20 protein-coding genes are annotated in these 19,562 nt (G+C 65.4%); 13 read left to right on the plus strand and 7 right to left on the minus strand.

Annotated features, from left to right (window positions below):
* Window positions 1–120 precede the first annotated feature (120 nt).
* From BH95_RS25130 to BH95_RS25140, 3 genes are all read left to right on the plus strand, one after another.
* Entirely contained in the window at window positions 121–627 is a 507-nt protein-coding gene (locus tag BH95_RS25130; protein WP_019667383.1) for a glutathione peroxidase, read from the plus strand.
* A 55-nt stretch (window positions 628–682) separates the two neighbouring features.
* On the plus strand, window positions 683–1,378 hold the full coding sequence (locus tag BH95_RS25135) for a DUF2334 domain-containing protein (RefSeq protein WP_019667382.1): 696 nt from the start codon (window positions 683–685) through the stop codon (window positions 1,376–1,378).
* Between the two features lie 91 nt (window positions 1,379–1,469).
* The gene (locus tag BH95_RS25140; RefSeq protein ID WP_019667381.1) at window positions 1,470–2,111 is read left to right on the plus strand and encodes an LppP/LprE family lipoprotein; all 642 of its coding nucleotides are present in this window, start codon (window positions 1,470–1,472) and stop codon (window positions 2,109–2,111) included.
* A gap of 71 nt (window positions 2,112–2,182) precedes the next feature.
* On the opposite strand, the gene BH95_RS25145 is transcribed toward BH95_RS25140, so the two are convergent.
* On the minus strand, window positions 2,183–2,827 hold the full coding sequence (locus BH95_RS25145; protein ID WP_019667380.1) for an MBL fold metallo-hydrolase: 645 nt from the start codon (window positions 2,825–2,827) through the stop codon (window positions 2,183–2,185).
* Window positions 2,828–2,916: 89 nt separating this feature from the next.
* Here BH95_RS25145 and purS point away from each other — a divergent pair, with 89 nt between their 5' ends.
* Genes purS through BH95_RS25160 form a run of 3 tightly spaced genes read left to right on the plus strand, consistent with a single transcriptional unit; the run spans window position 2,917 to window position 4,220 of the window.
* A complete protein-coding gene (gene purS, locus BH95_RS25150; protein WP_026348182.1) occupies window positions 2,917–3,153 on the plus strand; it encodes a phosphoribosylformylglycinamidine synthase subunit PurS in 237 nt (78 codons plus the stop codon).
* The gene (gene purQ, locus BH95_RS25155; protein ID WP_019667378.1) at window positions 3,150–3,842 is read left to right on the plus strand and encodes a phosphoribosylformylglycinamidine synthase subunit PurQ; all 693 of its coding nucleotides are present in this window, start codon (window positions 3,150–3,152) and stop codon (window positions 3,840–3,842) included. Before purS ends, purQ begins: the two co-directional genes overlap by 4 nt.
* A 27-nt stretch (window positions 3,843–3,869) precedes the next feature.
* Entirely contained in the window at window positions 3,870–4,220 is a 351-nt protein-coding gene (locus tag BH95_RS25160) for a VOC family protein (RefSeq protein ID WP_019667377.1), read from the plus strand.
* Here BH95_RS25160 and BH95_RS25165 read toward each other — a convergent pair.
* Entirely contained in the window at window positions 4,217–5,086 is an 870-nt protein-coding gene (locus tag BH95_RS25165; protein WP_019667376.1) for a hypothetical protein, read from the minus strand. The genes BH95_RS25160 and BH95_RS25165 overlap by 4 nt on opposite strands.
* 55 nt (window positions 5,087–5,141) lie before the next feature.
* Between BH95_RS25165 and BH95_RS25170 the strand changes: the two genes are divergently transcribed.
* Window positions 5,142–6,422 (plus strand): M18 family aminopeptidase, encoded by a 1,281-nt coding sequence (locus BH95_RS25170; RefSeq protein WP_019667375.1) that lies wholly within the window; start codon window positions 5,142–5,144, stop codon window positions 6,420–6,422.
* Here the strand turns inward: BH95_RS25170 and BH95_RS25175 are convergent, their stop codons facing one another.
* The gene (locus BH95_RS25175; protein WP_230595943.1) at window positions 6,423–7,214 is read right to left on the minus strand and encodes a nucleoside phosphorylase; all 792 of its coding nucleotides are present in this window, start codon (window positions 7,212–7,214) and stop codon (window positions 6,423–6,425) included.
* Window positions 7,215–7,321: 107 nt separating this feature from the next.
* Between BH95_RS25175 and purL the strand changes: the two genes are divergently transcribed.
* The 5 genes from purL (at window position 7,322) to purF (ending at window position 14,142) form a co-directional block, all read left to right on the plus strand.
* Window positions 7,322–9,598, plus strand: a complete 2,277-nt coding sequence (gene purL / locus BH95_RS25180) for a phosphoribosylformylglycinamidine synthase subunit PurL (protein ID WP_019667373.1) — start codon at window positions 7,322–7,324, stop codon at window positions 9,596–9,598.
* A 4-nt stretch (window positions 9,599–9,602) separates the two neighbouring features.
* Window positions 9,603–11,393: an alpha/beta hydrolase gene (locus BH95_RS25185; protein ID WP_020111555.1), complete on the plus strand. Its 1,791-nt coding sequence runs from the start codon at window positions 9,603–9,605 to the stop codon at window positions 11,391–11,393.
* A complete protein-coding gene (locus BH95_RS25190; RefSeq protein ID WP_037184794.1) occupies window positions 11,390–11,968 on the plus strand; it encodes a CPBP family intramembrane glutamic endopeptidase in 579 nt (192 codons plus the stop codon). The genes BH95_RS25185 and BH95_RS25190 overlap by 4 nt, the downstream gene beginning before the upstream one ends.
* Before the next feature lie 86 nt (window positions 11,969–12,054).
* Complete coding sequence (locus BH95_RS25195; RefSeq protein WP_033190668.1) at window positions 12,055–12,441, plus strand: sterol carrier family protein; 387 nt, start codon at window positions 12,055–12,057, stop codon at window positions 12,439–12,441.
* Between the two features lie 135 nt (window positions 12,442–12,576).
* The gene (gene purF / locus BH95_RS25200) at window positions 12,577–14,142 is read left to right on the plus strand and encodes an amidophosphoribosyltransferase (RefSeq protein ID WP_026348179.1); all 1,566 of its coding nucleotides are present in this window, start codon (window positions 12,577–12,579) and stop codon (window positions 14,140–14,142) included.
* A gap of 23 nt (window positions 14,143–14,165) precedes the next feature.
* On the opposite strand, the gene asnB is transcribed toward purF, so the two are convergent.
* Window positions 14,166–15,983 carry an asparagine synthase (glutamine-hydrolyzing) gene (gene asnB / locus BH95_RS25205; RefSeq protein WP_080738096.1) on the minus strand — a complete coding sequence of 606 codons (1,818 nt, stop codon included), beginning with the start codon at window positions 15,981–15,983 and terminating at the stop codon, window positions 14,166–14,168.
* Window positions 15,984–16,164: 181 nt separating this feature from the next.
* Between asnB and purM the strand changes: the two genes are divergently transcribed.
* Entirely contained in the window at window positions 16,165–17,262 is a 1,098-nt protein-coding gene (purM, locus tag BH95_RS25210) for a phosphoribosylformylglycinamidine cyclo-ligase (protein ID WP_019667367.1), read from the plus strand.
* 70 nt (window positions 17,263–17,332) lie between these two features.
* Here the strand turns inward: purM and BH95_RS28465 are convergent, their stop codons facing one another.
* From BH95_RS28465 to ygfZ, 3 genes are all read right to left on the minus strand, one after another.
* Window positions 17,333–17,548 (minus strand): DUF3073 domain-containing protein, encoded by a 216-nt coding sequence (locus BH95_RS28465; protein WP_080732843.1) that lies wholly within the window; start codon window positions 17,546–17,548, stop codon window positions 17,333–17,335.
* 201 nt (window positions 17,549–17,749) lie between these two features.
* Entirely contained in the window at window positions 17,750–18,391 is a 642-nt protein-coding gene (locus BH95_RS25215) for an MOSC domain-containing protein (protein ID WP_037184796.1), read from the minus strand.
* Window positions 18,388–19,518, minus strand: a complete 1,131-nt coding sequence (gene ygfZ, locus BH95_RS25220; RefSeq protein ID WP_037184797.1) for a CAF17-like 4Fe-4S cluster assembly/insertion protein YgfZ — start codon at window positions 19,516–19,518, stop codon at window positions 18,388–18,390. The genes BH95_RS25215 and ygfZ overlap by 4 nt, the downstream gene beginning before the upstream one ends.
* Window positions 19,519–19,562 lie beyond the last annotated feature (44 nt).

Consider the following 19,562-nt stretch of genomic DNA (forward strand, 5'->3'; position numbering starts at 1 on the left):
ACGCGCACCCCCCGTCACCAGGCGTGTAGTACAAGAGCGGCCCTCCCACTCGGAGGGTCGCTCTTGTGTGTTCGGACAGCCAACTCACCAGAAGTCGGTACCCACAGGTAAGTTCGTGGAATGACTGAAGTCCAGAACATCGGCATCAACACGCTGGGCGGTGCGCCCACCTCGCTCGACGAGTACGCGGGCAGAGCCGTCCTCGTGGTGAATGTCGCCTCGAAGTGCGGCCTGACGCCTCAGTACGCCACACTCGAGAAGCTTGCCACCGAATACTCGGCGAAGGGACTGTCCGTCATCGGCGTTCCTTGCAACCAGTTCGGTGGTCAGGAGCCCGGCACCGCCGAGGAAATCGAAACGTTCTGCTCCACCACCTACGGCGTCACCTTCCCCATCACGGAGAAGATCGAGGTCAACGGAGAGAACCGGCACCCGCTCTACGCGGAGCTCACCAAGACCGAGGACGCAGAAGGCGTCGCAGGAGACATCCAGTGGAACTTCGAGAAGTTCCTGATCTCACCCGAGGGCGTCGTCACCAACCGCTTCCGCCCACGTACCGAGCCGGACGCCCCTGAAGTACTGGCTGCGATCGACAAGATCCTGCCCAAGGAGAACATCGCCGTTTAGACGCGATCAATTCTGCCGTCGAGCCTCGTTCACATCGGTGTGCGAGGCTCGCGGCATGTCTGGAGCACTGATCGTGTCGGTGAGCGGAATCAGGGACGACACCTGCGACAACGCAGCGGAGTTCGCCCTCGAACTGGACAAGCGTGGCGTCGCGCAGTCGCTTCTCGTTGCGCCGCGGCTGAAGGACAAGTACCGGCTCACGAAAGACGAGAACACCCAGGACTGGCTGCGAGGGCGTCGGGACCTGGGGGATGCGATAGTCCTGCACGGGTACGACCAGGCCGCGACCAAGCGTCGCCGAGCCGAATTCGCAGCACTTCCACGTCACGAAGCACGGCTGCGGCTCATGGCCGCCGACCGGGTCATGGAGCAGACCGGCTTGCGCACAAGGGTGTTCGCAGCGCCGCGGTGGATCGCATCACCCGGAGCAGTTGCCGCTCTGCCCGAGGCCGGCTTTCGAATGATCGCCGGCCTCAGTGCAATTCACGATCTGGAATCGGGATCGCTCGTACGGGCACGAGTCCTGGGCATCGGCGAAGGCTTCAAAGCCGAACCCTGGTGGTGTCGAGCACTGGTCATCGGCGCCGGACGTACCGCCCGACGCGGCGGCACCGTCCGATTGGCGGTCAGCGCAAAACAACTGGGCCGCAGCGGTCCCCGGCAGGCAATCCTGGACGCGGTCGACCTGGCGCTCTACAGCGGTGCAACACCGGGCGTGTACGAACACGTTCGCAGGGTGAGAGCAGCCTGACCGCTCGCGGGGTTATGAGATCGTGACGTAACGGACCACCTGGTCCAGTGGATGTAACCCTCGACGATGCAATCGATGTCGAGGCGGCGCCATGAAAAGAATCGTGCTCGTGACCCTCTGCATGATGGCCGCTGTGGCCTGCGGAAACACCGATGGCGGCACAGCGACCGCAGTGTCGGAATCCACTGCCGCGCCGGGGCAGCAGGCCGCGACGCCGACGGTTGCACCCTCGGTGGGCGCGCTGCCGTCGGTCGTGGTTCCGTCGCCGGTCCCTGCCCTTCCGTCGGACATCAGGATCCCGACGGCGGACGCAGCTCCGACAGTGACCCCGGTCCAGCCGAAGACATGTGTGGACGCTGCCGTGGTCGCCGATGCTGTGGCATCCATTCCGCGATACTTCCCGGACGAAGCCTGGACCGCAGGCCGGACAGGTGATCCCTGTGCGGCGTTCACGTGGGTGGAAGCTGCGGCGTCGCCGTATGCAACCGCGAGCACACCGGAGCACATTCTGTTCTTCGGCAGCGGTGTGTACCTCGGCACGGCGACGGCAGCGCCGTACAGCTTCACGAGTGTTGCAACCCAGACCGCCGACACGATCACCGTGAACTATCGCTGGCTCGTCGCCGACGAGGCGTTCGCAGCACCCGACGGTGGCCCCGCCGCAATCCGCTACCAGTGGGACGGAAGCTCCGTGATCATGCTGGACACTCTGCCGCCCGAGGTGACCGGTTGATGTGAGTGGAGATGACAGTGCCATCGGGTCGCTCCGCAGGCTCCGCTCCTGTCCCCGGCCTATATTTTTACTCACATGGAGAGGGAGGATTCCTGAGGAAGCTCGCGGAATTCGGTGTTCTCGTCGGCCATGTCCTTGAACCGGCCGTAGTAGATTCCCCTGGCCTCCTCGGCGACGACGGCCTGGTGGATCGGGAACGCGGTCCGAGGTGCGACTGCGCGCAGAAACTCGACGTTCTCCGAGAGCTTCGACCACGGCGCCGCAGTCGGGAGCGCCAGCACGTCCACCTTCTGCTCGGGAACGAACAACGAGTCGCCGGGATGGAACAGTTGCCCCGGATTCTCCGGTGTCCCCAGCAGATAGCCAGTGTTGTCGATCACGGGCAGTTCGGGGTGGATGACGGCATGGGTTCCGCCGACACCACTCACCTGGATGCCGCCGACGGAGAACGTCTGGCCCGCGTGTGTGGCCGTCCACCGCTCGCCGAGTTGCGACGCGGTCATCGGATCCGCGTACAACGCTGCGTTCGGATTGCCGTCCACCAGTGCAGGAAGACGCTCGAGGTCGACGTGGTCGGGGTGCTGGTGGGTGATCAGAATGGCGTCGAGCCCGGTGATGCCCTCGAAGCCGTGTGAGAAGTTGCCGGGATCGAACAGCACCGTGGTGCCGTTCAGCTCGACGAGTACACAGGAATGTCCGAAGTGCGTCAGCTTCATTCCTCCACACTAAGCGCAGTTTCGCGGCTCGCGCTGGTGCTGCGTAAACTCTTCACCGCCGGTATTTGTCTTATCCAAGGAGCTCCCTCGTGGCCCGAGTAGTTGTCGATGTCATGCCCAAGGCCGAAATCCTCGACCCGCAGGGTCAGGCCATCGCAGGCGCGCTTGGTCGTCTCGGCGTAGCAGGCGTCTCCGACGTCAGGCAGGGCAAGCGGTTCGAGTTGGAGGTCGACGACAGCGTCGACGACGCCGAGCTCGAGAAGATCGCGGAATCGCTCCTCGCGAACACCGTCATCGAGGACTGGAAGGTCACCCGAGAAGCATGAGCACACGCAACTCGTCCGCCCGCGTGGGGGTCATCACCTTCCCCGGAACTCTCGACGACGTCGACGCCTCCCGCGCCGTGACGCTCGCCGGCGGCGAGGCCGTCAGTCTGTGGCACGCCGACGCGGACCTGAAGAACGTGGACGCCATCGTCGTCCCCGGCGGGTTCTCCTACGGCGACTACCTGCGTGCAGGCGCGATCGCCCGGTTCGCACCCGTCATGGAATCCGTCGTCAAGGCGGCCGAAGGCGGCATGCCGGTCCTCGGCATCTGCAACGGCTTCCAAGTTCTGTGTGAAGTCGGCCTGCTTCCCGGCGCGCTGACCCGCAACGAGGGCCTGCACTTCGTCTGCCGCGACCAGTGGCTGAAAGTGGAGAACTCGGACACCGCGTGGTCGTCGCGCTACGAGACGGGTGCCGAGATCCTGATCCCGGTCAAGAACGCCGAAGGCCGGTTCCAGGCATCACAGAACGTGCTCGACGAGCTCGAGGGCGAAGGCCGCGTCGTGTTCCGCTACAGCGGATCCAACCCGAACGGTAGCCAGCGGGACATCGCCGGAATCTCCTCGCCCAACGGCCGCGTCGTCGGACTCATGCCGCATCCCGAGCACGCCACCGAGCCCCTCACCGGCCCCAGCGACGACGGCCTCGGCATCTTCTACTCGGCACTGGACGCAATCGTCTCGGCCTAGCAGGAAGCAGGGTCTATTCTCCGACGCATGACCCTGACACCGGTGATGATCACGATCGACTCCTCCGATCCTGGACCGCTCGCGACGTGGTGGGCGGCCAGGACCGGCGGAACCATCGAAGAAGAGAACGACGGGTGGTTCTACACCGTCTCGCTGCCCTCGGCGCCGTACCGCCTTGCCTTCCAGAAGGTCGACGACCCGACGCCGGGCAAGAACCGAATCCACCTGGATCTGACGACGGCGGATCTCGACACCGAGGTGACGGCTCTGGTCGATTCGGGTGCGTCCAAGGTCGACGAGCACACGATGGGCGAATTCCGCTGGGTCACCCTGACCGATCCGGACGGAAACGCATTCTGCGTCTCGGGCGCGCACTAGAGCTCGGCGAGAGTCCGCTCGAACAGATCTGCCGACGAACTACCGTTGACCTGGCAGTACTGCCCGTCACGCCAGAAGTAGAGATCCTGGGACAGCGGATTCGGGGTGTCCCGAGAGAATATGCGCGCCAACTGCACGAGCAGTGTCGACGCACGAACGGTGGCGTCGAACTCGAAGGGTTTGTAGTAGTCGATCTCGTAGGCATTGGGAACGACGAACAGAACGCCGAACGGTGAATCGCCGAGGTGATCGGCGATCAGCGTGGGCATGTTCGCGACCTTGGATGCGAGATAGATCGAATCGCCTTTGCACACGTCGATCGTCACATCGTCCTTGGTCAGTGTTTCGCGATCGTCGAAGGTCATCGCGGCTGTGTTGTCGCGACCGAACGCCCACGCGGCCTCGAGGTCTCGATTCTCCAGATACCGACCTTCGAGAGTCAACGCACGGTCCGGAAACGTCAAGTTCAGCACTCGGCGTGGTGAATTCGGCGCATCGACCAGCGGACTCGAATAGCGGAAGTCGCCCCTGCCCGGCAACGCGCTCGGCGCAGTGACCCGCTCACGCAATCGCATGTAGAACTCGTCGTCCGGCATGTTCAGCAGATACTGCGGGTCACTCAGTCGCTGTGACTCGAGCATGGTTGCGACATGGATCTCGATGATCTCGCCCCAGTACTTCCGCGGAGCACCGAGGCAGCGTGCCGTCAGATTCTCGAGCGTCACGTGGTGGCCGTCGTCGGTCTTCAGAGTGGTGGCGTCGATCTTCGTCAGCTTCACCCCGTGCCTGCCGAATGCCTCGATCACTTTCTTGCGGACGATGGCTGTCGTAGCCGGTCCCGATGCCTGCGCTGCCAGATGATTCATGACGCCCCCGAGTCGATGTGTGGTCCTTGCTCTGTTCGACGCAGCTACTGACACAATGGTTCCCATGTCGTCTCTTGCGTCTGCCGCTGGTCTGTGCAATTTCGTCGACGTGTCGCCGTCGCCGTTCCATGTGTGCCGCACCGTAGCGGTGCAGCTCGAGGAGGTAGGTTTCGTCCGCGTCGACGAGACCGAAGCCTGGCCGGCCGAGGCAGGGCGGTACTACCTCATCCGCGGCGGGTCGCTCGTCGCCTGGAGTACCGAGAGCAGCAGTACTGCATTCCGGATCGTCGGCGGACACACCGACAGCCCCAACCTGCGCGTCAAGCAGCACCCTGATCTGGAGTCGGCGGGATGGCAGATGGTCGGCCTCGAGCCGTACGGGGGAGCGTGGCTCAATTCCTGGCTCGACCGCGATCTCGGTGTGTCCGGTCGACTCAGTGTGCGCGACGGCAACGGGCTGCGTGAGGTGCTCGTCAAGGTCGACGAACCGATTCTCCGTGTCCCGCAGCTCGCAATTCACCTGTCCGAGGATCGCAAGGGCGTGACCTTGGACCCGCAACGACACGTCAATGCCATTTGGGGCGTGGGTAATTCACCGCGATCGTTCATCTCGTTCGTCGCGGAACGCGAAGGCGTCGACCCGTCGTCGGTTCTCGGGTGGGAGCTGATGACGCACGACCTCGCGCCCAGCGCAGTCGTCGGCGCCCAGAGCGAACTGGTCAGCGCACCGAGGCTCGACAACCAGGGAACGTGCTACGCGGGTACTCAGGCTTTGATTGCGGCAGTGCAGAATCCGACGGACGTCACCCCGGTGCTGGCATTGTTCGACCACGAGGAAGTCGGCAGTATGTCCGACCGTGGCGCGTTCTCGGACCTGCTCAACACGGTGCTCGAGCGAATCGTGTTGGGCCGCGGCGGCGGTCGCGAGGAGTTCCTCCGCACCATGGCCGGATCCATCTGCGCCTCCGGTGACATGGCGCATGCGACGCATCCGAACTACCCGGACCGACACGAACCCGCGCACCGCATCGAACTCGGTGGAGGGCCCGTGCTCAAGGTCAACCAGAACCTCAGGTACGCAACGGATTCCGCGGGTGCAGGAGCATTCGCGCTGGCCTGCGACCAGGCGGGGGTGCCGCTGCAGCGCTACGTTCACCGCGCCGATCTGCCCTGCGGTTCGACGATCGGCCCGATCACGGCCTCACGGACGGGCCTGTCGACCGTCGACGTCGGTGCCGCACAGCTCGCCATGCACAGCGCACGCGAGCTCATGGGCGCCTCCGATGTGAAGGCCTATGCCGACGCCCTCGCTGCGTTCCTGGCTCCGTCGGCCTAGCTAGCTCAGCTGCAGACACGCGTCGGCCGCGAGCCAGAACAGTTGTTCGCGGACGGTGCCTGCCTTGGTCCAGCCGCGGTGCTCCCAGTCCGCGGCCAGGGAGTCTCCCGCGTACAGCAGTTGCGCGAACCGCACGCCGCGGTACCGGGCGACCGCGCAGAACGCCGACGCTTCCATGTCGACCGTCAGGCAGCCCTCGTCGACGCGCCGGGAGACTCGGCTTCGGGTTTCGCGGTACAAAGCGTCGGTGGTCCAGGATCGACCGGTGACGTGCGCGATCCCGGCCTCCGTCAGCACGTTCTGCAGCACCGTGACGCCTGCAGGATCGGCGTCGACGACCCGTCCGGGCGGGAGGTAGTGGAACGACGTTCCCTCGTCGCGGACAGCGCTGTCGACAACCATGACGTGACCCATGCCGAGCTGATCGGTCAGTGCTCCCGCGCCCCCGACGGCGACGAACTCCGAGCAGCCGAGCGCGATCGCCTCTTCGAGGAACAGTGCGGCCAGGGGTGCGCCGACTCCCGGATGGAACACGGCGAGCCGTTCACCGCCCCGCTCGATCTCGTAGACGGGGTGCTCGCCGTGCTCGGATCGGAGCACCGACAGGACGCGTGCCTTGCCCTGACCGGCTATGGACTCGATCACTTCCGCGAAGAAGCAGACAACGGCTTTTCTGGGGATATCCACACCCTTGACCACCATCTGAGGCGTCAGGACGCCCGATTCGTCCAGATCGTTCTCCGTCAACGCGATGGGAGCGGAGCCTGAAGAGGCGACAGAAGGGGTATCCACGGCACAATGTTTGCACGCTGCTTTTGGGGCCTGTCACCCTGCACGGATAGACTCCCCCTGGCATTTCGCTCCAGGAAGGGACCCCACTCCTCGTGTCCGACAGCTTTGTGAAAATTGACACTGTCTCCGCCGCAGTCGCTACGCCGGATGTTGCGCAGCCGTACAAAGAACTCGGACTCAAGGACGACGAGTACGCCCGCATCAAGGAAATCCTCGGTCGCAGGCCGACGGATGCCGAGCTGGCGATGTACTCCGTCATGTGGAGCGAGCACTGCTCCTACAAGTCCTCCAAGGTGCACCTGAAGTACTTCGGCGAGACCACCACCGACGAGATGCGTAAGTCGATGCTCGCGGGTATCGGCGAGAATGCAGGCGTCGTCGACGTCGGTGACGGATGGGCCGTCACGTTCAAGGTGGAAAGCCACAATCACCCGTCGTACGTCGAGCCCTACCAGGGTGCGGCGACGGGCGTCGGCGGCATCGTCCGCGACATCATGGCCATGGGCGCGCGGCCCATCGCCGTCATGGACCAGCTGCGTTTCGGTGCTGCAGATGCGCCCGATACACGTCGCGTCCTCTCGGGCATCGTCTCCGGCGTCGGCGGCTACGGAAACTCGCTCGGCCTTCCCAACGTCGGCGGCGAAACGGTGTTCGACGCCTCCTACGCGGGCAACCCACTGCTCAACGCTCTGTGTGCAGGTGTCATGCGCGTCGAGGACATGCATCTCGCGTTCGCGTCGGGCCTGGGCAACAAGATCATCCTGTTCGGCGCTCGCACGGGTCTCGACGGCATCGGTGGCGTGTCCGTGCTGGCCTCGGAGACGTTCGACGGTGATGAGACGGGAGGCGGCAGGAAGAAGCTTCCTGCCGTTCAGGTCGGCGACCCGTTCACCGAGAAGGTCCTCATCGAGGCGTGTCTCGAGCTGTATGCCGAGAAGCTCGTCGTCGGGATCCAGGACCTCGGCGGCGCCGGATTGTCCTGCGCGACGTCCGAACTCGCGTCGGCAGGCAGTGGTGGCATGCACATCGCGCTCGAGCAGGTCCCGATGCGCGCTACCGGCATGACCCCGGCCGAGGTGCTCTCGAGCGAGTCCCAGGAACGCATGTGCGCCGTGGTGACGCCGGAGAACGTCGACAAGTTCATGGCCGTCTGCAAGAAGTGGGATGTTCTCGCGACGGTGATCGGCGAGGTCACCGACGGTGACAACCTCGAGATCACGTGGCACGGGGAGACCGTCGTCGACGTTCCGCCGAAGACCGTCGCCCACGAGGGCCCGGTGTACTCGCGGCCCGTGCAGCGTCCCGTCGCTCAGGACGCACTCGTCGCGAACACCACGGCGTCGCTGAAGCGCCCCGAGACCGCCGAGGAACTGAAGGCAACGCTGCTGAAGATGATCGGCAGCCCACAGCTCTGCAGCCGCAAGTTCATCACCGAGCAGTACGACCGCTACGTCCGCGGGAATACCGTGCTGGCCGAGAACGCTGACGCCGGTGTGATTCGGATCGACGAGACGACTGGCCGCGGTATCGCGCTGGCCACGGACGCGTCGGGCCGGTACACCGCACTCGACCCGTACCAGGGCGCACAACTCGCGCTCGCCGAGGCGTTCCGCAACGTCGCCGTCACCGGTGCGACCCCGAAGGCCGTCACCAACTGCCTCAACTTCGGATCGCCCGAGGATCCGGGCGTCATGTGGCAGTTCCAGCAGGCCGTTCGCGGTCTCGCCGACGGCTGCGTCACCCTCGGCATTCCCGTCACCGGCGGAAACGTCAGCTTCTACAACCAGACGGGCTCCGAAGCGATCCTCCCGACGCCGGTCGTCGGAGTCCTCGGTGTCATCGACGACGTGCACCGCCGCGTCCCCACCGGACTCGGCCTCGAGCCCGGCGAGACACTGATCCTCCTCGGCGACACCCACGACGAGTTCGACGGATCCATCTGGGCACAGGTCGAGCACGATCATCTCGGTGGCGTGCCGCCGAAGGTCGATCTGGCCCGCGAGCAGCTGCTCGCCGACATTCTGCTCGCCGGATCTCGTGACGGTCTGATCTCCGCCGCGCACGATCTCTCCGAGGGCGGCCTGGCTCAGGCTGTCGTCGAGGCAGCGTTGGCAGGCGAAACCGGTTGCCGCATCCTGCTTCCCGAAGGCGCCGACCCGTTCGTCACCTTGTTCTCCGAGTCCTCCGGCCGCGTGCTCGTCGCTGTGCCGCGCACCGAGGAGACTCGCTTCACCGGCATGTGCACCGCCCGTAACCTCCCGTGGACGCGCATCGGCGTCGTCGACGAGGGTTCGGACGAGATCGAAGTTCAGGGCCAGTTCGCCGTCGAGATGACCGAACTCCGTGACACTTTCGAGAGCACCCTTCCCAGACTTTTCGGGTAGGGCAGTGAGCGGGGGAGAGGCATCGGAAGGGGCCGTCGACACGGTCGAGCGTGAACACACGCATCACCGTCTGCCGATCGAGTTCGCGGTGCCTTCTCCCGAGCGGCATCCCCTCGTCATGTGGGCGTGGGGGCTGCTGAAACTCGATTTCACGGGCATCGTCTTCAGCGCGCTGTTCTTCTGCTGGTCGCTGACACCGTCGCTGCTGCCGCGTGACTGGTTGTTCCAGGGACTGATCGGCGGAATCAACGCGGCCATCGGTTACGGCTTCGGCGTGGCCGTCGGCTGGGCGGCTCGGAGGTGGTACCTCGACCGGAAGACGTGGTGGCCCCTGCCGCGTCGGGTCGAGCTCTACGTCAAGTTCGCCATCCCGCCGCTCGCGATCCTCGCATCGCTGTACATGCTGTACCTGTCCGCCGGATGGCAGCGCGAACTTGCCGCGTTGATGGACGCCGAGGGAACGACCACCACCGGCTACTTCCGCACCGGTGCGTTGAGCATCGGCGTCGCCGCGCTGTTCATCTCGGGCATGCGTGTGCTGCGTGACCTGGTTCGCTTCGTCGCGCGCCAGCTCAACAAGGTCGTCAAGATGCCCCGTGAGGTCGCGAACGTCATCGGGGTCGTCCTCATCGTCGTTCTGGTCATCGCGCTCGTCCAAGGTGTTCTGCTGCGGGCAGTCTCCGACGTCACCAATTCGATCTTCAGCCTGCAGAACAACGAAACTCGCGAAGGCGCAGAACAACCCACCGAACCCGAGCGATCCGGCAGCCCACAATCTCTCGCGCCCTGGGACACCCTCGGATTCGAAGGACGCAACTTCGTCTCCAGCGGACTGAGCGCACAGGAGATCTCCGACGGCCTCGGACAGCCTGCGCTGGAACCGATCCGCGCCTACGCCGGGTTGGAGACCGCCGAGACACAGGACGAGCGGCTCGACATCGTCGTACAGGAACTCGAACGCACCGGAGCCTTCGAGCGTCAGGCCCTGGTCGTCGTCCCGACCACGGGAACCGGATGGGTCAACCCCACCGCGATCGAAGCCGAGGAACTGATGTTCGGCGGCGACGTCGCCACCGTCGCCGCGCAGTACTCCTACCTACCCAGTTGGATCTCGTTCCTCGCCGAACGCGACAAAGCGGCCGAGGCGGGTAAGGCGTTGATCGACAAGGTCCACGAGCGCTGGCTACAGGAACCGGAGGCCACCAGGCCCAAGCTGTACGTCTACGGCGAAAGCCTCGGAACGCAGTCCGGTGAAGGTGCATTCGACGGTCTCGCCGAGATCCGGGACAGCGTCGACGGCGTCCTGTGGGTCGGGCCGCCGAACGCGAACCGGCTGTGGTCCCAGTTCAAGAACCGCCGCGACCCGGGTAGCCCCGAAGTACGGCCCGTCTACGCCGATGGTCTCGTCGTCCGTTTCGCCGACAACTCGTCCGGGATCCCGCCCGAGGGTCAGCCGTGGCTCAGTCCCCGCATCCTCTACGTGCAGCACGCGTCCGACCCGGTCGTCTGGTGGTCGCCCGACCTGCTGTTCGAGCGCCCCGACTGGCTGTCGGAAGCTCCTGGCCCCGACCGTCTGCCCGACATGCGCTGGTTCCCGATCGTCACCTTCTGGCAAGTCGCAGCCGATCTGACCAACGCCGCGGGCGTGCCCGACGGTCACGGTCACAACTACGGGACCCTCGTTCTCGACGGCTGGGTCGCCGTTGCGGCGCCCGCAGGATGGACTGCGGAGGACACCGAGAAAGTGCGCGCCGTGATGGACGAATACGCAGGTCGCGACGGCCCCGAGAAGTGAAAGGTCTCGCTCTGGGCGCGGTCACGACGGCATGGAGTACGGCCGTCGTACCTGCGCTGAACTTGCCTGACCGACCGCGCACGGTGGTGAACGCAGCGTTCGGGATTTCGCTGGCCGCAGTGACACGGGCTCCGCTCGGGTTGAGCAAATGGCGAAGCGGTCTGAAGTGGGGGCTCGGTGCGGCGGCGGTACCCGCCCTGGGTTCGGTCGTGATCGCATCCGTACCCGCGCTGGCCACCCGAGTTCGACCGTCGGACGACAACCTCGCCGAGTGGGTGTTGTTTCGGATCCCGATCGGAACCGTCGTCACCGAAGAGCTGGTGTTCAGAGCCGTGTTCGACGACGTGTCCCCGTCGCTGTCGCCGGTGTTCTTCGGCCTCTGGCACATCCATCCCGCCCGTGCTGCCGGCGATTCCGTTCCCGGAACGGTGGCGGGCACCTATCTGGCAGGTCTGTTGTTCTCGTGGCTCCGACGCCGCGGCGGTGTTCTCGCGCCGATGATTCTTCACTACGGGGTGAACGCCTCCGGAGCGGTCCTGGCTGCATACAATTCGACCGCGCAGGGCCGGATGTGACCTGCCGGGCGGACTTCTGTGCACTGGGGACCGCGTCCTGAGCCGGGAGTGGAGCCTGCAGGAACGACCCGAATAGGCTGATCGGCATGGCTCCGAGTAAGACGGTCACCCCCGAGCAGGTTCGAACCGCCGTTCTGGCCGTCGCAGACTGGGTGCACGACGCCTCGGCGCCGAAGCCTCCGCGCTCGGCACTGGCCGACGCGGTGCGCACGACCGCCCGCACGCTCGCCCAGGTCGCACCGGGATCCAGCGTCGAGGTTCGGGTTCCGCCGTTCGTCGCGGTGCAGTGCATCGTCGGCCCGCGGCACACCAGGGGCACACCTCCCAATGTGGTCGAGACCGATCCGCGCACGTGGCTGGAGGTCGCGACCGGAGTCCGAGCGTTCGACGACGCCCTGAACGACGGTTCGATCACGGCGTCGGGCAGCAGGGCGAGCGAAGTCGGACATTGGTTACCGATCCTGCGTGCCTGACGTAGGCCAAGTGGACAGCCGGTTACCGCAAAACAGACAACCGGGGAATGTCACTCGCCCACGATGCGTTGCCATGGCCTGTGTGCCCGTAGACTGGTACATGCCCCCCGCCCCGTCCCCCAAGGGAGCAGTGTTGTGACCTCTGCCGATATCTCGGTCGACAGTCCAAATCTTCTGGTAGGCAAGCCTGTAGACGAACCCGAGAACGAACCTCGGGAAGAATGCGGCGTATTCGGAGTGTGGGCCCCGGGGGAGGATGTAGCCAAGCTCTCCTATTACGGCCTGTACGCACTGCAGCACAGAGGCCAGGAAGCTGCCGGCATCGCCGTCTCCGACGGTTCCCAGGTCCTGGTGTTCAAAGATCTCGGCCTGGTCAGCCAGGTGTTCGACGAGCAGACCCTCGGCGCCATGCCGGGGCACGTCGCCATCGGACACTGCCGCTACTCCACCAGCGGCTCGGTGACGTGGGAAAATGCGCAGCCGATCTTCCGGACCACGACGGCCGGTACGGGTATCGCCCTCGGCCACAACGGCAACCTCGTCAACTTCGCCGAACTGGCGACGCGAGCCCGCGAAGAGGGCCTGATCAGCGACCGGTTGCAGGGCAACGGCACGTCGGATTCCGATGTCGTCACCGCACTGCTGGCGCACAAGGCCGCAGACCGCACCATCGAGCAAGCTGCGATGGAACTGCTCCCCACTCTGAAGGGCGCATTCTGCCTCACCTTCATGGACGAGCACACGCTGTACGCCGCGCGTGATCCCCACGGAATCCGTCCGCTGTCCCTCGGACGCCTGGACCGAGGATGGGTCGTCGCCAGCGAGACCGCAGCGCTCGACATCGTCGGAGCCGCATTCGTGCGTGACATCGAGCCGGGCGAACTCCTGGCCATCGACGCCGACGGTGTTCGCTCCTCGCGGTTCGCGGCGCCGGAACCCAAGGGCTGCGTGTTCGAGTACGTCTACCTCGCGCGCCCGGACTCCGTCATCGGTGGCCGTTCGGTGCACTCCACTCGCGTCGAGATCGGTCGTCGGCTCGCCGAGGAGCACCCCGCCGAGGGTGACCTGGTGATTCCGGTTCCCGAGTCGGGAACGCCCGCTGCCGTCGGATTCGCGCAGGGCTCCGGAATTCCGTACGGCCAGGGACTGATGAAGAACGCCTACGTGGGACGTACGTTCATCCAGCCGTCGCAGACCATCCGGCAACTCGGAATCCGCCTCAAGCTCAACCCCCTCAAAGAGGTCATTCGGGGCAAAAGGCTCGTGGTCGTGGACGATTCGATCGTGCGCGGCAATACTCAGCGCGCCCTGATCAGGATGCTGCGGGAAGCCGGTGCGCTCGAGATCCACGTACGGATCGCGTCGCCGCCCGTCCGCTGGCCATGCTTCTACGGTATCGACTTCGCGTCTCCCGCCGAGTTGATCGCCAACGGCGTCGACTCCGAGGACGGAATCCTCGAAGGGGTGCGTCAAGCCATCGGTGCCGACTCCCTCGGTTACATCTCCACCGAAGGCATGATCGCGGCGTCGGAGCAGCCCGAATCTCGGCTGTGCACCGCATGTTTCACGGGCAAGTACCCCATCGAGCTTCCCGCCGACAACGCACTGGGCAAGCACGTCCTCGAAGGCATGCTCGCCACCGCCGCCGGACAGGCGTCGGAATCCACCAACGCCAACGTGAGTGCTCTCAGCAGGCCCTGATCCGCTGACGTGCGGCGGAGCCGCTACAGACTGATGGTGTGATCGGCCAGCCAGGAGTTGATGCCGACTACCCGCTCCGCGGCATGCCGGGCGTGCGGATCGTTCTGAGCGCCCAGGATCTTCTCGACGCCGGTTCGGTCCAGCAGGGCCGCGATCGGTGCGTTGGAATCGTCCAGAACGGCGCCGAGCTCCTGCAGGATCGTCTTCGAGTACTGCGGATCCTGGGTGCTCGGGTACGGGCTCTTCACACGGTGCACGACCGACTGCGGCAGTAGATCCGCCGTCGCGGCACGCAGAAGGCTCTTCTCGCGGCCGTCGAAGGTCTTGAACGCCCAGGGTGTACCGAACACGTACTGCACCAGGCGGTGATCGCAGAACGGCACCCGAACCTCCAGCCCCACGGCCATGCTCATCCTGTCCTTGCGCTCGAGCAGCAACGGAAGGAAGCGAGTCAGGTAGAGGTAGGAGATCTCGCGCATCCGGGCTTCCAGGCCCTCGTCACCGGGTCGTCTCGGAACTTCCGCCAGCGCCCGCCGATACTCATTCTCGTAGTACCCCTCCATGTCGAGCTGACGTTGCAGATCGAGCGAGAACGGCGACGTCGTGTCCCTGCCCTGCGCCATCGACCCGGCCAGCCATGGGAACGTATCGGCGGCAACCACGTTCGGGTCGTGGAAATCGGCGTACCCGCCGAACACCTCGTCCGCGGACTCGCCGGACAGCGCCACCGTCGATTGCTCGCGTACGGCCTTGAACAGCAGATACAGCGAGGTGTCCATGTCGCCGAGTCCCGGGTAGTCCCGTGCGGCCAGCACGGCTGCCCGGTGAACCGGATCGAGCAGGTCGTCGTTGCTCAGCACGATGTCTCGGTGGTCCGACGCCACGTGCTGGGCCACGTCCTGCACGAACTTCGTGTCGGGCGCGTCGCGGAGACCGTCGGCGACGAAGTTGTCCGCGTACCCCACGAAGTCGACCGCGAACGACCGCACAGGTCCGGTGCCCTCGGCGGCGAGCCGGCCGGCCGCGAGTGCGGTCAACGCCGACGAGTCGAGCCCTCCCGACAGGAGTGTGCACAGAGGAACGTCGGCGATGAGCTGGCGAGATGCAGTGTCGTCCAGCAGCTCTCGAACCGTGCGGATCGTGGTGTCGAGGTCATGGGTGTGCTCGTGATCGTCGAGGCCCCAGTATTTCACTTCGTGTGCACCGTGCGCGGTCACTCGAACGACGTGACCGGGCGGAACTTCCTTCATACCGTCGAACACCGCGTTCGACGGATCGGCGACGAAACCGAGGAGTCGACGCAGACCGTCGATACCGACGTTCTTGGAGGCCAGTGAATTGGCAAGTATCGCTTTCGGTTCGGAGCCGAACAGGACTCCGTCCTCGGTTTCGAGGTAGTAGAGGGGCTTGACGCCCAGGCGGTCGCGGACGAGGAGGAGTTCCTCGGTTGCTGTGTCCCACAGTGCGTACGCGAACATGCCGTTGAGTTGTGGGACCGCGTTCTCGCCCCACTTCTCGTGGGCGCGAAGAACCACCTCGGTGTCACTGCTGGTTCGGAAGTCGCCGCCGATCACTCCGCGGAGCTCGCGGAAGTTGTAGGTCTCGCCGCTGTAGACGATGACGGCTTCGGTGCCGTCGAGCCTGCGGTGGATCATCGGCTGATGGCCACCGGGTAGGTCGATGATGGCGAGGCGACGATGCCCGAGGGCTGCGTGCTCGGACGTCCACAGTCCCTCGTCATCGGGTCCTCGTCGGGTCATGGTGTCGGTCATGGCGCGCAGCGTTCGATTTTCGCCACGTAGATCCCGCCCGTAGGACACCCATCCCGTGATTCCGCACATATGTTGCCTCCTGGTCCGAAGTCCCCCGACCGGCACATCGACGCAACAAGAACGTTACGCGAACTAAATAGTCTCGGCTACATCCACGGCATCCTGCATCGACGGATCGGACTCCGGTACCGTTAGAGCGCAATTGCGCGCATTTGGTGTGCAACGATCACGAGTACAAGGCTGGAGCCGCATGACCGAGGAAACCCGACCACAGAGCGCAACCTCCTCGGGTGGTGCTTCCTACGCTGCGGCCGGCGTCGACATCGCCGCGGGTGACCGGGCCGTCGAGCTGTTCGCGCCGCTGGCGAAGAAGGCATCGCGTCCCGAGGTCATGGGTGGCCTGGGCGGATTCGCCGGCCTCTTCGCGCTCAAGGGTGACTACCGCGAACCGATTCTCGCTGCGTCCACCGACGGCGTCGGCACCAAGATCGCCGTCGCGCAGGCGCTCGGCAAGCACGACACCCTCGGGCTCGACCTCGTCGCGATGGTCGTCGACGACCTCGTCGTGTGCGGAGCCGAACCGCTGTTCCTGCAGGACTACATCGCCGTGGGGCGCGTCGTCCCCGAGATGGTCGCAGAACTCGTCAAGGGCATCGCAGAGGGCTGCGTCATCGCCGGCTGTGCGCTCCTCGGCGGCGAGACGGCCGAGCACCCCGGGCTCATGGCCGACGGGGACTACGACCTCTCCGCCACCGGCGTGGGCGTCGTCGAGGCCGATGCAGTCCTCGGACCGGACCGTGTGCGTCCCGGTGACGTCGTGATCGCGATGGGCTCGTCGGGACTGCACTCCAACGGATACTCCCTGGCGCGCAAGGTTCTGCTCGAGATCAACCACATGGACCTCGGCGGGCACGTCGAGGAGTTCGGCCGCACCCTGGGCGAAGAATTGCTCGAGCCGACGAAGATCTACGCCAAGGACTGCCTTGCACTCGCCGCGGAAACCGACGTGCGCACGTTCTGCCACGTCACCGGCGGCGGGCTTGCCAACAATCTCGGACGTGTGATGCCTGCAGGCCTCGTCGCAGAACTCGACCGTACGACGTGGAGCCCAGCGCCGGTGTTCTCGCTGATCGCCCAGCGTGGCCGCGTCGAGCGCGCCGAGATGGAGCAGACGTTCAACATGGGCGTCGGCATGGTCGCCATCGTCGCACCCGAGGACGTCGACCGTGCACTGGCCGTGTTGACGGCGCGGCACATCGACTGCTGGACTCTGGGAACGGTCAAGAAGTCGAGCGACAAGTCCGCGACCGAGCGAGCGCTTCTGCTGGGTAACCACCCACGCTTCTGAGCGACCAGCACGAACGACAATGAGGGGGAGCCGCCGTGCGGCTCCCCCTCACTTCGTTGTCAACTCGCTGTCAGCGTCGCCAGTCCTCGTATTCGTCTTCTTCGGCGCGGGAATAGCCGTCCGCGTCCGAAGAGGAAATGCCGCCCGAGGTGATACCGCCACGGTGGGAGTTGGACGAATGACCGGAGAGCTCTCTTTGCAGACTCTCCAAGTCCGTTGTCGGCGAGCTGTACTTCAGCTCACGAGCGACCTTTGTCTGCTTTGCCTTAGCCCTGCCTCGGCCCATGGCGTTGCCCCCTCGCGGACTTGCGGGGCGGCCTGGGGAAATTTGGGCGCCCCGTTAGATTTGGTATTTCTTCCTGGCACACACTCTAGCGCGCGAATCGCTCGGATGCTCATACGGAGTACGTGTCCGGCCTGTTTGCTTCATCTCAGCGGCGCAGGCAGTGCCCGCAACCTGCGAAAATGTGCTGAGTCCCGGTAAGAATCACGATTGGGTATGTTTTCGGAGCGCGAGCTTGGCGTCCCGTTCCACCTTGACCGGCAGATCGCCGCGACCGAGAAGCTCCGTCAGACCCTCGGGGTTTCGGCCGAGAAGCAGGTCTCGAACGGTCACTCCGTGTGACGGCACATCCTCCACCGAGATGCCGACACCGCCTTCGAGAGCGCCCGGCGTGATCACCCGCAGATAGGCCCCGACGTCGCCGCGCTCGGTGAACCGTTTGACCCAGTTGGGCTCGCCCACCCACCGAGCGAACGTCGAGCACGGCTTGCGCGCGATGGTCACCTCGAGAACCACCTCACCGAGACGCCACCGCGAACCGACGACGGCGTCGGTGACCGCGATCCCGGACGTCCGCAGGTTCTCGCCGAACCAGCCGGGCGGAATCTCCCGGCCCAGGTCTGCAGCCCACCGATCGGCCTCCGCCGAGTCGTAGGCGTAGACGGCCTGATCGCCGCCGCCGTGGAACTTGGTGTCCAGGCTGTAGTCACCGGTCACCCCGTCGGCGTGCACGAGCACCGGGTGATCGACCGGCCGCTTGTCGATGGCGCTGTCCACAACACCTCGACGGCCCACCGGAACGTCCGCGTGCACGACGCACACCGCGTCGACCTGCCCAGCGATCATCGCCCGCGGAGTCGGTCGACGGCGGCGCGGCCGGCCTGGACGTCGTCGTAATCGGGAATCGAATCCGGGTCGATGGAGGCCGCACACGGACCGGCGGTGAGCTCGGTTCCCGCAGGAACGGTGCGCTTGACCAACGCGAGCGCAACCGGACCGAGTTCGAAGTGATCGACGACGGTGCCGAGGCGACCGATCGTGCGACCACCCGCGGTCACCGCATCCCCGGTGGCAGGCCGGCCGTCCGCGGAACCGTCGAGATGAAGCAGGACGAGGTGGCGAGGCGGCCGCCCCAGGTTGTGCACCCGAGCCACCGTCTCCTGTCCTCGGTAGCAGCCCTTCTCGAGGTGAACTGCCCCGAGTTCGGTCACACCGCCGATCCACCGCACCTCGTGCGGGATGGTCTTCTCGTCGGTGTCCACGCCGACTCGAGGCCGGATCGACTCCACGCGCAGGGCCTCGTACGTCCACGTTCCGGCGGGAGAGGCGCCGGCGTCGCGCAGCCTGGAGAACCACTCGGCCAACGCGGCCCGGGGAACCAGCAGGTCGAAGGCGTTGCGGCCCGGCCACGGCATGCGGCGTACGAAACCGCCACCGGTGAGCGGGGCGGCGTCGTAGACCTCCGCGGGCACCGGCGCGCCGACTGCGGCCAGAACAGCCTCGGCTTCGGCGCCCAGCAGGCTCAGCACGGCGAGTTCGCTGCCTTCACGGGGTTCCGCCTTGGACCAGAACACCATCTTCTTCAGGAACGACAACAGGTCCGAGCCGTGCGCGGCCTCGGTGTCGATCCACGTGACACCGTCCAGATCGGTCTGCACGAAATGGTGCTCGACGCGCCCGTTGACGTCGAGCGAGAGGTTCTCCGCGGAGTGCCCGTCGGGCAGATTCGACACGAGCTGGCTGGAGATGGTGTTGAGCCAGGTCAGCCGCTCTTCACCGCTGATCGCGATCACGAAGCGATGGGACCGGTCGATCACCGCAGCGTTCGACACCGCGTCCCGTTGTTCGCCGAACGGGTTTCCGTAATGCCACGCGACGGCACTGTCCGGCGTGTTCTCCGGGGACGGCACGGCGTCGGGGAAAGTCAGAAGTGGGCTCGGTGCGATCACAGCAGTATCCGACACGTCCTCCATAGTAGGTCGACACGGTGACAGCGGGTCGTCGCGGGACGTGAAAA

Source organism: Rhodococcoides fascians A44A (assembly GCF_000760735.1).
Lineage (GTDB): Bacteria > Actinomycetota > Actinomycetes > Mycobacteriales > Mycobacteriaceae > Rhodococcoides > Rhodococcoides fascians_E.